This is a genomic window from Atlanticothrix silvestris CENA357, assembly GCF_016056295.1.
Classification (GTDB): Bacteria; Cyanobacteriota; Cyanobacteriia; order Cyanobacteriales; family Nostocaceae; genus Atlanticothrix; species Atlanticothrix silvestris.
Genome location: NZ_JAECZB010000001.1, coordinates 179,265 through 192,933 on the forward strand (window position 1 = coordinate 179,265; position 13,669 = coordinate 192,933).

General features: G+C 41.9%; 13 protein-coding genes and 1 pseudogene. 5 read left to right on the forward strand and 9 right to left on the reverse strand.

Going from position 1 to position 13,669, the window contains the following annotated elements; all coding sequences use genetic code 11:
• Nucleotides 1-49: 49 nt before the first annotated feature.
• The gene (locus I8751_RS00835) at nucleotides 50-1,756 is read right to left on the reverse strand and encodes an alpha/beta hydrolase (protein ID WP_214437270.1); all 1,707 of its coding nucleotides are present in this window, start codon (nucleotides 1,754-1,756) and stop codon (nucleotides 50-52) included.
• A gap of 327 nt (nucleotides 1,757-2,083) precedes the next feature.
• On the opposite strand from I8751_RS00835, the gene I8751_RS00840 reads away from it, so the two are divergent.
• The gene (locus I8751_RS00840) at nucleotides 2,084-2,284 is read left to right on the forward strand and encodes a hypothetical protein (RefSeq protein ID WP_214437271.1); all 201 of its coding nucleotides are present in this window, start codon (nucleotides 2,084-2,086) and stop codon (nucleotides 2,282-2,284) included.
• A gap of 279 nt (nucleotides 2,285-2,563) precedes the next feature.
• A complete protein-coding gene (locus tag I8751_RS00845) occupies nucleotides 2,564-3,292 on the forward strand; it encodes a TerC family protein (RefSeq protein WP_214437272.1) in 729 nt (242 codons plus the stop codon).
• Between the two features lie 143 nt (nucleotides 3,293-3,435).
• On the opposite strand, the gene ndk is transcribed toward I8751_RS00845, so the two are convergent.
• Nucleotides 3,436-3,885, reverse strand: a complete 450-nt coding sequence (ndk, locus tag I8751_RS00850; protein ID WP_214437273.1) for a nucleoside-diphosphate kinase — start codon at nucleotides 3,883-3,885, stop codon at nucleotides 3,436-3,438.
• 438 nt (nucleotides 3,886-4,323) lie between these two features.
• On the opposite strand from ndk, the gene speA reads away from it, so the two are divergent.
• Nucleotides 4,324-6,342 carry a biosynthetic arginine decarboxylase gene (gene speA / locus I8751_RS00855; protein ID WP_214437274.1) on the forward strand — a complete coding sequence of 673 codons (2,019 nt, stop codon included), beginning with the start codon at nucleotides 4,324-4,326 and terminating at the stop codon, nucleotides 6,340-6,342.
• Nucleotides 6,343-6,408: 66 nt separating this feature from the next.
• On the opposite strand, the gene I8751_RS00860 is transcribed toward speA, so the two are convergent.
• From I8751_RS00860 to I8751_RS30315, 3 genes and pseudogenes are all read right to left on the reverse strand, one after another.
• Nucleotides 6,409-7,578, reverse strand: a complete 1,170-nt coding sequence (locus I8751_RS00860; RefSeq protein ID WP_214437275.1) for a sugar phosphate nucleotidyltransferase — start codon at nucleotides 7,576-7,578, stop codon at nucleotides 6,409-6,411.
• A 236-nt stretch (nucleotides 7,579-7,814) separates the two neighbouring features.
• Nucleotides 7,815-8,642: a segregation/condensation protein A gene (locus I8751_RS00865; protein WP_214437276.1), complete on the reverse strand. Its 828-nt coding sequence runs from the start codon at nucleotides 8,640-8,642 to the stop codon at nucleotides 7,815-7,817.
• A 341-nt stretch (nucleotides 8,643-8,983) separates the two neighbouring features.
• Nucleotides 8,984-9,136 (reverse strand): annotated as a pseudogene (locus I8751_RS30315) (AI-2E family transporter); the annotation flags it as partial.
• A 127-nt stretch (nucleotides 9,137-9,263) separates the two neighbouring features.
• Here I8751_RS30315 and pdxH point away from each other — a divergent pair.
• Nucleotides 9,264-9,908, forward strand: coding sequence for a pyridoxamine 5'-phosphate oxidase (gene pdxH / locus I8751_RS00870; RefSeq protein WP_214437277.1), 645 nt, complete (start codon nucleotides 9,264-9,266; stop codon nucleotides 9,906-9,908).
• Between the two features lie 14 nt (nucleotides 9,909-9,922).
• Here the strand turns inward: pdxH and I8751_RS00875 are convergent, their stop codons facing one another.
• The 4 genes from I8751_RS00875 to I8751_RS00890 form a co-directional block, all read right to left on the reverse strand.
• The gene (locus I8751_RS00875; RefSeq protein ID WP_214437278.1) at nucleotides 9,923-10,252 is read right to left on the reverse strand and encodes a toxin-antitoxin system HicB family antitoxin; all 330 of its coding nucleotides are present in this window, start codon (nucleotides 10,250-10,252) and stop codon (nucleotides 9,923-9,925) included.
• Nucleotides 10,249-10,398, reverse strand: a complete 150-nt coding sequence (locus tag I8751_RS00880) for a hypothetical protein (RefSeq protein WP_225893878.1) — start codon at nucleotides 10,396-10,398, stop codon at nucleotides 10,249-10,251. The genes I8751_RS00875 and I8751_RS00880 overlap by 4 nt, the downstream gene beginning before the upstream one ends.
• Nucleotides 10,399-10,695: 297 nt before the next feature.
• Nucleotides 10,696-11,610, reverse strand: coding sequence for a DUF3153 domain-containing protein (locus tag I8751_RS00885; RefSeq protein WP_214437279.1), 915 nt, complete (start codon nucleotides 11,608-11,610; stop codon nucleotides 10,696-10,698).
• 125 nt (nucleotides 11,611-11,735) lie between these two features.
• Entirely contained in the window at nucleotides 11,736-12,254 is a 519-nt protein-coding gene (locus I8751_RS00890) for a tetratricopeptide repeat protein (RefSeq protein WP_214437280.1), read from the reverse strand.
• Nucleotides 12,255-12,436: 182 nt separating this feature from the next.
• Between I8751_RS00890 and I8751_RS00895 the strand changes: the two genes are divergently transcribed.
• Nucleotides 12,437-13,585 (forward strand): AI-2E family transporter, encoded by a 1,149-nt coding sequence (locus I8751_RS00895; protein ID WP_214437281.1) that lies wholly within the window; start codon nucleotides 12,437-12,439, stop codon nucleotides 13,583-13,585.
• The last annotated feature ends 84 nt before the right edge of the window (nucleotides 13,586-13,669 follow it).

Genomic DNA, 13,669 nt, shown 5'->3' on the forward strand with positions numbered 1-13,669 from the left:
ACTAAATCAAAAATATTTTTCCCCCCAGATCTCTGCCTCCTGATATAAATTAAGGCGATGTTGTAGTTAATTGAGGTTGTGATAGTTTTTCAGAACGGAAAGTTGACCCCTTTATTATTGGTGTTAACTGCTCTGCCGTTAGTGACTGGATTAAACTGAGATTGAGAGGAGCTTGGCTCAGGTATTGAGCATAAGATGGCTGTAAATAAGCACGGTATTCAGGTTTGTTGAGGAGATGGCTTTCTAAAAAAGCCACACTCAGCGCCTTAATATAGCCATAAGCTGGAGTGCGGTCTGGGCCAAGTAAAGTAGATGGCACTGGTAATACATCGCTCTCAGCATCTAGCTCATCGATAGCGGTAAAGTGGGTAGCATTTTCAATTAAGACTAAGTATTTATTGGGGTTAGGAAGCCAAGTAAAAGGGCGAATTTGTTCTAGTACTGCTGGGGCGAAAATATCTTGACTGCCTGTCACCAACATGGTAGGAACTTTAATTTGACTAATTCCAGCTTGTCCCAACACAGAACTGTCAATAGGATTAATGGCAATAACTGCTTTAATGCGATCGTCTTGTAGCGGATAATTTATTTCTGGTAACTCATCAGCACGACACTGTAGAAATAAAGATAGATTCAAGGATCTGTTGGGATTACAGTCTTCGCTCAATTGAGCAAAGTTAATCTGTCCTCCGGCTAAAGTCAAAGCAGTATAACCACCAAATGAGTGACCAATTGCCCCGACTTTTTGGAAATCTAATTTACCCCGAACAGCAGGATCAATCTGTTCTAAACGCTGGAGAGAATCAAGTACATACTTGACATCTAAAGGTCTGTTAATAAATTCTAAGGGTTCTGGTGGCCCTGCCAAGCCGGCAAAGTATAGTTCAAAACGTTCGGCATTACTACCAGGGTGTTCTAGCACGGTGACAGCAAAACCGTAAGATACGAGATGTTCAGCCAAGTAGGTAAAAGCAGTGCGGTCTGAGGCTAGACCATGAGAAATTACAATTAAGGGGAAAGGTGCTGAAGGTAAGTCTTGTGTGGTTTGTGATTTGGCCACAGGTAAATAGAGATCTACTGGCAAACGGCGATCGCGTTTAACATCATTGAGAGGAAAGCTGATTTTTTGCAAATCAAATGGCCCTGGCTGGCGTAAATCTGGCTTGAAGGCGAAATTAACGTTGGCAGTGGTAGCTTTTATGAGCGTTTCTTTGATCGCCTCTCTTTGAATAAAACTTACAACCGCATCTCTAGTTCTCAGCAATTCTGAGAAATTATTGACTATCTGTATCCCTTCAGAAAAATTAAGTCGCACAGTGGAGGAGGGAAACTTACGCAGTACATTGACAACAGTCAAGCCTTGTGGATCGGCAGCAGCTATAATCAAAGCACTCCGCAAAGCGTAAAAACCATTTTGGCGAGAGTCATTTAAAAGCAATTCGCCTAAACGTCGCACCACCTGTTCACCTATAGGAGAGTAGGTAAACTGAGATACCAAGGTAGGAGTGATATTAAATCGCTGCTGAAGTAATTCCCGCAGTTGAGCCAGCTGTTCGGGAGTGGCGCGGCTAGCGTACAATGCTAACTCATCAGTGATTTTGCCTTCTTTAGCAAATGTTTCCAAGGAATCAGCAGATAAGGAAAATTCCCCAAAAGGAGGATAGAAAAAGCTAATGCGATCGGCGGCTATTCCAGGAGTAGCCGTTAGCAACGTAGATAGCAGACCAAAACTCAGGTATCTTAACAATTTTTTCATTGACAAAACCCACTGTCTACGATTTTCAAACTTGTTTGAGCATCAAGAAAAGTAGGGCGGAATTTGTACCGCTTTCCTCTATTCCTTAATTTAGATGCATCAAAATAGGCTGTGACAAAGTTTAAAGCAAGTTCTTACATTCACAGTCTTGCATATACGCAATAACTTATGCTGAAACCTAAAGATTCTCGGTTGTATATACTACACGGTAAAGAACGCTTTGCACCCCTACCAAGATCTGTATTCAACTTGATTGAAAACTGGTAAAAATTTTGTGCTAGTCAAATCAGCAGTGCAATAATAGATATAAAGCTCAAATTAACTGATATGTCCCTTGCTTCTTGTGCCTGTTGTGTTGCTGTTCTTAACCAACAACATGAGCAAAATATTTCCCATCAAAATCAGTGTCAAGCTGTACCAGTCGCCAACAGCAAGAGTTTGGTAAAAAATTGTACTGTAGTTGAAAATGGTCGGGTAATCGTAAAGCCATTACAATTATCAGTGAATGAATCTTCTAGCGAAGCTTAGTTTTTCGAGTGTTAGTTAGTAATATTTCGTCAATAAAAAGTTGCAGTATAGAAGATATAGTTCATAGTGAGTTTTCTCGCTTGCCATCCGTAGCAATCTTCAAAAGAAGCCTTATTAGATATTTATCTAACTGATTATTCGGCGATCGCATAGATTCCAAACTCTTGGGAATGTACTATCCACGCGTTAAGCTGGATAAAAGTAGCAATCTATTGCACTTTGTTATATCAAATTAGTGATTTTGTTAATTTTTAATTTTCCCTGCTTGAGAAACCTGGAATGCTAGACCGTATTTTTGATTATCTTCACTTTAATTTTCACGTTGAAGCCCCCATAGTCCTGTTGATCCTGGTTTTTTTAGAGGCAGTGCTATCTGCTGATAATGCGATCGCTCTCGCTGCGATCGCCCAAGGATTAGAAGACAAAGAACTTGAGCGTCGGGCCCTCAATTTTGGTTTAGTCGTTGCTTATGTACTACGAATTAGTTTAATTTTGACTGCTACTTGGGTGCAAAAATTCTGGCAGTTTGAGCTATTAGGTGCGGCTTACCTACTGTGGTTGGTATTCCAACACTTTACTTCACAAGAAAGCAATGACGAGCATCATCACGGGCCGCGTTTTAACTCCTTATTGCAAGCGATCCCGGTGATTGCATTCACAGATTTAGCATTTTCTTTGGATAGTGTGACAACTGCGATCGCTGTTTCTCAAGAAAAATGGCTAGTCTTGACGGGAGCAACAATTGGGATTATTACCCTACGATTTATGGCGGGATTGTTTATCCGTTGGCTAGATGAATTTGAAAACTTAGAAGACGCAGGTTATATAACTGTAGCGTTAGTGGGCTTGCGCCTATTAATAAAAGTGGTAAACGATGATTTAGTACCACCAGAATGGATCATGATTGCTGCCATTTTCTTGATTTTAGGCTGGGGATTTTCCAAGCGTACTTTAATTGAATTACCCCAAGTAGAACTGGAAAAAAGTGAAGTAGGAACTAGGGAGTAGAACAGAGGCAGGGGAGGCAGAGGAGCAACAATCTTGGGAAAAGATTAAAGGGTAAAGGATGAAGAAATAAACCCTTTCCCCCTTACCCATTCCCCTTTGCCCTTCTTATCCATGCCCCAATGCCCCATGCTCAATTTTTTAATTTACTCGTGCAACCAAGGCGTTAAGTGTGGTTGCCAATTAACTAATTCTTCTTCTTTAAACCACAGACCTATTTCGCTTTTTGCAGTTTCTGGAGCATCAGAACCGTGGATAATATTGCGACCAATGTTAATGCCTAAATCGCCACGAATTGTTCCTGGTTCTGCTGTTAAGGGGTTTGTTGCACCAATCATTTTTCTCGCAGCAGCAATTACACCATCACCTTCCCATACCATCGCCACCACTGGCCCAGAAGTGATAAATTCGACTAAACCAGCGAAAAATGGTCTTTGCCGATGAACAGCATAGTGTTGTTCAGCCAATTCCTGACTAGGTTTAAGAAACTTCAAACCAACTAGGGTAAAACCTTTAGTTTCAAAACGACGGATAATTTCACCTACTAGTCCGCGCTGTACACCATCAGGTTTAATTGCTAAGAATGTGCGTTCCAAAATTATCTCCCAAAGCTTAATTTTTTATTTACGCTATGCGTGTCAGTTGTCAGTTGTCAGTTGTCAGTTGTTAGTTGACTTGCGGGGAACCCGCGCAAGGCACTTCTGTTAGCAGCACTAGACTCATCACCTACGAGACTGGCTCTACTTTTCGCTGTCTTAAAAAGTTGCTCCTCTTGGGTAGAACCCAAGACCGCACTTTTCGCTTTGCTACTGAACACTGATTACTGACCACCGCCTATTGTAACTGGTAGATATTACCAATTCACTTTTCGCTTTGCTACTGACCACACTCAGTGCATCACTGACCACTGACCACTGACCACTGACCACTGACCAATCAGAGTTTATCTCAGAAATTATCTCTAGGTGCATATCGATTACCAGATTAATGAGTTAAATTGTTTTTCGTGGGTGAAACACAGAGGTCAGGAATCAATGGATGTTGAGTTAACTGCTACATCTGAAGAGGTGGTAAAAGTACCGTCCAATGGACATAAATCTGAAGTGAAAAATCATAAGCACAAAAAGCTGTTACCACCTAGCACTACCAAAGGAGATTTACCTCGCTCCTGGAAAATTGAGGACAGCGAAGCTTTGTACCGCATTGAAGGATGGGGACAACCCTATTTTTCGATTAATGCTGCGGGTCATGTGACTGTTTCTCCCAAAGGCGATCGCGGGGGTTCTCTAGACTTGTTTGAACTGGTCAACTCTTTGAAGCAGCGTAATTTGGGGCTTCCCATCTTGATTCGCTTTTCCGATATTTTGGAAGACCGGATTGAGCGATTGAACTCTTGTTTCGCGAAAGCGATCGCCCGTTACAACTACCCTGGCGTTTATCGGGGAGTGTTTCCTGTCAAGTGCAACCAGCAACGGCATTTAATTGAAGATTTGGTACGTTTTGGTAAACCGCATCAATTTGGTCTAGAAGCCGGTTCTAAGCCAGAATTAATGATTGCTCTGGCTATCCTAGATACACCAGGAGCTTTACTAACTTGCAATGGCTACAAAGACCGAGAATACATTGAAACGGCGATGCTAGCCCAACGGCTAGGGCAAACGCCAATTATTGTCCTAGAACAGATTGAAGAGGTAGATCTGGTAATTGATGCTAATCGCCAGTTGGGGATTAAACCAATTTTGGGAGTCCGGGCTAAATTAAGCACCCAAGGGATGGGACGTTGGGGAACTTCTAGCGGCGATCGCGCTAAATTTGGTCTGACAATGCCAGAAATTATTCAGGCCGTTGACAAGTTGCGAGAAGCTGACTTGCTAGATTCGTTACAATTATTGCACTTTCATATTGGTTCCCAAATCTCCGCAATTAACATCATTAAAGATGCCATTCAAGAAGCTAGCCGCATCTATGTAGAATTAGCCATGCTGGGAGCAGATATGAAATATCTTGATGTTGGCGGCGGCTTAGGTGTAGATTATGACGGCTCCCAAACCAACTTCTACGCCTCGAAAAACTACAACATGCAGAATTATGCCAACGATATCGTGGCAGAGTTAAAAGATACTTGTACAGAGAGGCAAATGCCTGTACCAACGCTAATTAGTGAAAGTGGAAGAGCGATCGCCTCCCATCAATCGGTGCTAATTTTTGATGTTCTCAGCACTAGTGATGTCCCTCTTGATCCACCAGAACCTCCTCAAGAGGGAGAATCCCCAATTATTAATTATCTTTGGGAAACATACCAATCAATCAACCAAGAGAATTACCAAGAGTTCTACCACGACGCTGCTCAATTTAAAGAAGAAGCTATTAGCCGCTTCAACTTGGGAATTTTACGCCTCAGAGAGCGAGCTAAGGCAGAACGGCTCTACTGGGCTTGTTGTCAAAAAATTCTTAACATTACTAGACAACAAGAATACGTACCCGACGAATTGGAAGACCTAGAAAAAATTATGGCTTCCATTTACTACATCAATCTTTCAGTGTTTCAATCAGCACCAGATTGTTGGGCGATCGATCAGCTATTCCCCATTATGCCCATACACCGCTTGGATGAAGAACCAACGCAGCGAGGCATCTTGGCGGATCTTACCTGCGATAGTGATGGTAAAATTGATCGCTTTATTGATTTAAGAGATGTCAAGTCAGTTTTAGAGATGCATCCCTTCAAGCCTGGGGAACCTTACTATCTGGGCATGTTCCTCAATGGAGCTTACCAGGAAATCATGGGCAACTTGCATAACTTATTTGGTGATACCAATGCAGTTCACATCCAGTTGACCCCTAAAGGCTACCAAATTCAACATGTCGTCAAAGGCGACACTATGAGCGAAGTAGTGAGTTACGTACAGTATGACTCTGAAGACATGGTGGAAAACATCCGCCAGCGTTGTGAGAAAGCTTTGGAAGAAAAGCATATCACCCTAGCAGAGTCTCAACGACTGCTGCAAACTTTTGAGCAGAGTCTAAGAAGATACACGTACTTAAATAGTTAGAAGTTAGTGGTCAGTGGTTAGTAGCAACTAACAACTGACCACTGACCACCGACAACTGACAACTGATTAAATTGCGTTTGTCCCTAATAATTCCTCAATCGCTTGTCGCTCAAGAGGCGTATGTTCTGGTGGTGTCTGACGAGCATCAGTAATCAGCCAGTCTAAAGCAGCAGCTTGGACATCTATAGCTGCACCTGTTTTATCTACGCAGTAACGTCCAAATACCAACTTATCAACCAACCGTATTCCCGGCCCCAATCGCGACCATTCAAAAATGACGCTTTTCTCGACTGTGGCTCCACTACATATCCAGCAATTGGGGCCAATCATTGCCGGGCCGACGATTTTGGCTCCATCTTCTATTCTGGTCATGCCACCAATGTAAACTGGGCCTGTAATATCTACTTTGTCCCAATTCACCGCCACATTTAAGCCAGTGTAGATACCAGGGGCGACTTCATAACCTGGAATTTGCACGTTTTTGATTTCGCCTTCTAGCACACCATGAATTGCCCGCCAGTAGTCTGGTACTTTACCGATATCCACCCATTCAAAATCCATCGCAATAGCGTGGAAGGGGGCACCAATTTCTACAAGTTTGGGAAATAGCTGACTACCAATGTCATATTCAACTCCAGAAGGTATGTATTCAAATACCTCTGGTTCAAAAATGTAAATACCTGTGTTGATGTTGGTACTTAGTGCTTCTTCTGTTGAGGGTTTTTCTTGAAAAGCTTTGATGCGGCCATCTTCGTCGGTGACAACTACACCGTAACTAGAAACTTCTTCCCGTGGAACAGATTTTGTAATGATGGTAGCAATTGAACCTTTAGATTTGTGCCATTTAACTGCGGCGGATAAATCCAGGTCAATTAAAGCATCACCACACAATACCACAAAGGTATCGTCAAAAAATGGCGAGAAGTCTTGGATACGGCGCATACCTCCAGCAGAGCCAATTGCTTCCCCTACTAATTTACCGTCGTCATCAATTTTTCCTTCAAAAGAATAGGCAATCTGTACACCAAACCGCTGACCATCACGGAAATAGTTTTCTATTTCCTCAGCCAAATGACTAACGTTGACCATAATTTGGTCAAATCCATGTTGGCGTAAAAGTTCTAGGAGAAATTCCATCACTGGCTTTTGCAGGATGGGAATCATTGGTTTGGGAATTGTATAGGTAATCGGACGAACGCGAGTACCCTTACCAGCTGCGAGAATCATCGCTTTCATAAAATTTTATTCCTCAACCACAAGCCAGTTTACTTTCATTGAGTGATACTTAACCATCAGTTTCTATTTATGCTCTAAGTAACCCTTAACAACAGGGATAACAGGAATTTGCTATTTATTGCAACCAACAGTATTGCCAGATGATAAGCGAGTAGTCATATTTTCAATTTACTCGGATTCGGGATTTTGCTAAAGCGATCGCTTGTAAACTATCCATAGTGATGATTTAGACTGCTCTAGTTCTGGGGCTGCTCTAGAGGTTTATGGGTACTAGCTGAATCTGTGAGTAAACGAATTTTAATCTCCTGGTAAAATTCTTCTTGAAATAGCTCTACTTTAGATTGAGCCGAAAGTAGTAATAGTGCCCAAAAAACACTAATTAGGTGGCTGTGTTCTGAGGCGTGGGCAGAACCATTAAGCTGTGGTTGCTTTGTCTGAGTCCACAATTGTACAAGTTGTTCTAAATTTAAACAATTTTGTTCTAGAAGTAGTTCTCTTGCCGAAATATGCAGTACTTGCTCTAGCTCTTTAGCTACTTCCGTTAGATTTTCCTGGTGAGCTAACTCTAGTGCCTCCCGCATACTTTGGGCACTAGGCTGACGTTTGGAGCGAACAGGTTTGCTGACTTTTTGTACAAGTTTCAGCTGGTTCGCCATAATTTGCAATTGTTTGACCAACTCTTGCAGGGTAACGCGGCGCTTGGACGGTGGCATTGCTGCTGGACGGCGACGCAAGTGTCGCTCTAATTGTAAACGCTGGGCTTGATGTAATGCTCCGTCTTCACTTTCTAGCAGTGCATCATCTGCTACACTTTCTAAACTTTCTACTGTTGATAATTGCATCAAGGTGTTAGCTTTGAATAACACTAGCATGGATGCGGATAAAAAAGCCTGTCCAGATTGAGACAAATCAGCTTCATAGCCTCTAATTGTTGCCTCTGGTGCCATTAGTTCTAAATAACGGTCAATTACTTCAATTACTTGGACATCCCAAGGATCTATTTCTCCCCGTTCTGCTTGGTCAATGAGGAGTGTTATTGTTTTTAATAGCTCGGAAGCATCCATCCTGATTTGCGGTTTTGCAAGTTTGAGTTGGAGGTATTGGAAAAATTACACATCCTATATCAGTTGTGAATCCAAAACGTTAATATAACATCATATTTTTATACGACATGTTAAGTATAAATTCTTAATCAAAATGCTTTTGCTATGACTGAACCTCTATAGAAAATCATAGAAATGAGATTTCAACAAGAGTTATTAGGATAATATTCTTATCCTTACTCCCTGCTCCAATAAAAAAATTGGGGTGAGGGTTACAATCATGAACAATCGCAACAGCAGCTGACTAAGAAAAAAGTTCTGGAAATTTAGCTGCAAGGATACAGTCAAAGGAACTCCGAGATTAGTAAAAAAGCGAGAATCGCTGCAACACTCAAAATAGTAATAGGATGCTGGAAATATCGAAAAAGCACCGACCGCAGCCAGACGTTGAGAGCAATAATCGGGCCGCTCAGACCATAAATTAATAGACTTTGAAGGGAGGCCGAACGGCGCATCTGAGGCAATCGATTTTCAAGCCTTCTAGATAAAATTTTTACAACTGGTGTTAGTGTTGCTCATCATCATAGATATTTTTATCAAAAACGTGTATAAGCGTATCTGATCAAAAGGAAGAAAATCACGATGGAAAAAACTATAGCTGACCTCCGAAAAGATTACACTTTAGAAGGTTTGAGCGAAACTGAAATTGACCCTAATCCATTTATTCAATTTCAAAAATGGTTTTCTCAGGCACTATCTGCCCAACTTATTGAACCCAATGCTATGACTCTTGCCACTGCTACACCAGATGGTAAACCCTCGGCAAGAATGGTGTTGCTTAAAGATTTTGATGAACGGGGTTTTGTGTTTTTCTCCAACTACAATAGTCGCAAAGGGCAAGAACTGGCAGAAAATCCCCAAGCTTCTCTGGTTTTTTGGTGGGCAGAACTAGAACGTCAAGTCCGAATTTCTGGACATGTGGAGAAAATTTCCGAAACTGAATCAGATAAGTATTTTGAGACTCGTCCTGCCAAAAGCCGCTTGGGTGCGTGGGTATCTAATCAAAGCGAGGTAATTGCTAACCGAGAATTCCTAGAGCAAAGAATGCAAGAATTTCAGCGCAAGTATGAAAATCAAGAAATTCCCCGACCACCTAACTGGGGAGGCTTGCGAGTAATTCCTTCAGAAATCGAGTTTTGGCAAGGACGCTCTAGCCGACTACACGATCGCCTGCTCTATACTCACTTAGAAGAAGGTAGTTGGAAAATTGAGCGATTGTCGCCATAAGGGTAGGGTGTTGACTATGCTCTGGAAGCATCTTGTATCTGTTGTTGAAAAAGGGTGATGGTGTTAGCGTCTAACTCTTGCTCAGGTGGAACTAGCTCGCGTTCAGCTAATGCTTCTGCTACTTCAGTTGAAGAGGCTTGTCCTAGTGCTTGCAACAACGAATTGAATGACAGTTTTTGTTGCTGAACTTCTTCTTCAGAAACTGAACCAACAGAATAAGCAAGTGTTACCTGCCGCGTCAGAGCATAGACAATGTATTGATTTAGGGAAACGCCTTCAATTTCTGCCAAATTAGCTAGTTGCTGGTGTAATGTTTCCGATAATCGAACAGTTAATCTACTCATGCTTGACCTCCATTTTTTGCCAGTTTGATGACTAACTCAACTGGGTTCATTACTTGTAAGCCTAAAGATGTTTCAGCACTTTGAAAGTCACGAAGATTGGACGTAATGACTGTTGCTCCGGCATTCATAGCACAGTCGACAACCAAATCATCACCTGCATCTGGTGAAGTAGGTCTCCACGATTGGAAAGGGATCTTGTCCGTATCGACTTCCCATCTGAAGCCACCGAATCCGGGGAAGTCTGAAAGTACTATCCATGAGATGTCGCTGGGTGCATGGAACTGGACACGTGCCTGATATACATTCGAGATGGTGGTGGGTTCCGTACCTTGAGGGCATCCCTTTGGGGATTCAAAATTAAACATTAAAAATTAAAAATGAATGAGTAAAGCATGGGAGATTTATTGGTTATTCTCCCCTACTCCCCTGCCCCCCTGCTTTTCCTACTCTGTAACTGCTGCTTTGGGAGCAAACTGAATCCTGGGATCTGGCATGAAAGTATATCTGAGATAAAATCCTCCCCAAACAAACAGAAGAATTAACAGACTACCAATACCAAGAGGGCTAGGAAGCCAGAAAACTACTTCTATATGGTTGAGTTCACCAGTTTTTAACTGCCACACCAACCCCTTGCCTTTCTTTTCTGGCTCAATCGCATTTTCAGCTATGGGAATGTTCTTAGCTCCCCAAGGGGTCTTTAAGCTAAAGTCTAAATCGAGAATGGAACCAGTATCAGATAGAACATTACCTTTGCTGGCGATTATTGAGAGCGATCGCAAGTCTAAATCATAAATCAATCGATTCTTCACTAAAAGCAAAAAGTTTTTCTGCTCCAAAAGTAAGTTAGATTCTATTTTTGGCAGTTCAGAATCAGATTCACTTTGCACAGGCTCAGCCTTTTGATTGGCATGGGAGTTAAAAAATTTATTGAACTTTGTTTGTAACTCCTGACCATTAGTAAAGGGAATTGTCACAATCAGTTCTTCTTTAGAAATCCGCCGCACTTTACCTTCTAGGCTGCGGGCACGGCTTTCTATGCTGTTTAACCAAGCATATACATAGTCGCCACTAAAACTGGTAAGCCGTTCTCCCAATTTAATATGCTGTACCATTTCACCGCTATTTGAGTTGTCAAAATTCACTCCCACATCGTATTGAACACAACCAGACAGAAACAGCGATGTTAACAGCACCAGCCACAAAATAGATTTTGGGATTTTGGCTTTCCTTTTTTTTAGTTGCATCTGGGAGAGCGAATTTCGACTAGTCTGTGGCATGATCAATGCAATTTTTGTCCCCATCAAACTCAATGGTCTGATGAGCCACATTAAAATCTTTCCGAAAGTAAAAGAATTCATTACTATATATCTCCCAAAAAGTCAAATATAGAGATTTTGATGATCTCTAAGACATTCGTGGTTAGGGAGGCAGAAGCCAGAATAAGCATATTTCCTAACTCCTGTCTCCTGTAACTAGATGTATTTCAAAAACTTGACCAAACCAAGTATGAAATGGTTAAACCCATAGCAACTAGCGCTACCCAGATAAAGCGATTATCTCTGGTATTGACCTGACTTAGGTCAACAAATTCTGGTTCAGCCGTCTTTTGACCAGAAGATTTCCGGGGATTGACAGTTACGCGAATTTTGGATTCATTGTCAGGCAGCGTACCCAAATCCGGAATTTCGGTCATCCATTCGCTCGGTCTTTGAAGCTTTGGTGCTTGTAAAATGTAAAGCAACCGCTTTGCCTGTTTACTAGTTTCTGCAAAGGGATGGTGTTTAAGTTGTTGGCAAAGGGCGATCGCCTCTTCTGTGCGCCCAGCTGCTTCATAAGCTGTTACCAGCCAAATTTCTACTTCACCCCCAAGGCGAGAATTACGAGCCAACAGGGCGCTTGCTTTTTCTAAATTTTCCACAGCTTCTCTGTATTGCCCACTTTCAAAGGCAAGTCTTCCAGTTTGGTATCTAGCTGTGGCTTTTTCTAAACTTTCTGCACTCACGTTTTATACACAAATCAGCACTACTTTAATTTTGCCAATATCAGTAATCTTTTGAGCTAATTCGCTGGTTACAGTCAGTGTAAGAATATCTCACTGTAACTACTAGGCGGAAGTTACTAAAATCAGCTAACCTAGCTGCATTGAACAGAAATTGCATCTCGCCAACTACTCGGAGCCAGCCTGTGAACCTCGGTCAATGGATCGGCTTAATCGCCTTAGTTCTGTCTTTATACATTTTGTGGCAAATCAAAGAAGTACTTTTATTGATGTTTGCCGCAGTTGTTCTAGCTACTACCTTAAATCGTCTTGCCCAACGATTTCAACGTTCAGGAATGAAGCGTGGATTGGGCGTTCTATTATCAGTGGCAATTTTTTTTGCAGGCGTTGTAGGTTTTTTCTGGCTGATTGTGCCGTCTTTTGTGCAGCAGTTTCATGAATTAACCTATCGAGTTCCCCAAGGGATAGAACGCTTCAATAGTTGGCTAGATCAACTAAAAACTCTAGTTCCTACTCAGTTGGTTCCCTATGTACCTGATCTCAACAGCCTCATTCAACAAGCACAGCCCTTAGTCAATCGGGTACTGGGAAGTTCTTTCGCCTTTGTATCCGGCTCCCTAGAAGTTGTACTAAAACTTTTACTGGTATTAGTTTTGACGGGAATGTTGTTAGTTAACCCGTTAGCTTACCGCAAAGTATTTGTACGGTTGTTTCCCTCATTTTATCGGCGGCGGGTAGATGGGATTTTGGATAAATGTGAAGTTTCTTTGGGGGGATGGATAACAGGGGCTTTCATTGCCATGTGTGTAGTGGGGCTAATGAGTGTTACTGGCTTATCCATTTTGGGTGTTAAGGCGGCACTAGCTTTAGGGGTTTTGGCGGGATTTTTGAACTTAATTCCCAATTTAGGGCCAACACTCAGTGTAGTTCCAGCAATGGCGATCGCTCTGTTGGATGCTCCCTGGAAATGTCTTGCTGTTTTGATTTTATACTTTATTATTCAGCAAGCTGAGAGCAATTTCATCACGCCAGTTGTCATGGCGCATCAGGTTTCATTACTGCCAGCAGTAACGTTAATTTCCCAACTATTTTTCGTTACTTTCTTTGGCTTTCTAGGATTATTTCTCGCCCTACCTTTAACCGTTGTCGCCAAGATTTGGTTACAAGAAGTGCTGATTCACGATGTTTTAGATCAGTGGGTAAATCATCATGCAAACGAGACTGAGTTGGTTATAGTGCCTGAATCTCCACCATTAGATGAGGATTGGAAAGCAGAAACTACGGGGAATAATCAAGAGCAATTAAATAATGATGCTTGGGATCAAAAAGATTAATTAAGGGTTATTGGTGTAATCTGATCAGACGCGATTTATCGCGTCTCTACATGAGGCTTTTTGGCTTAACGTAACGGTATTGAT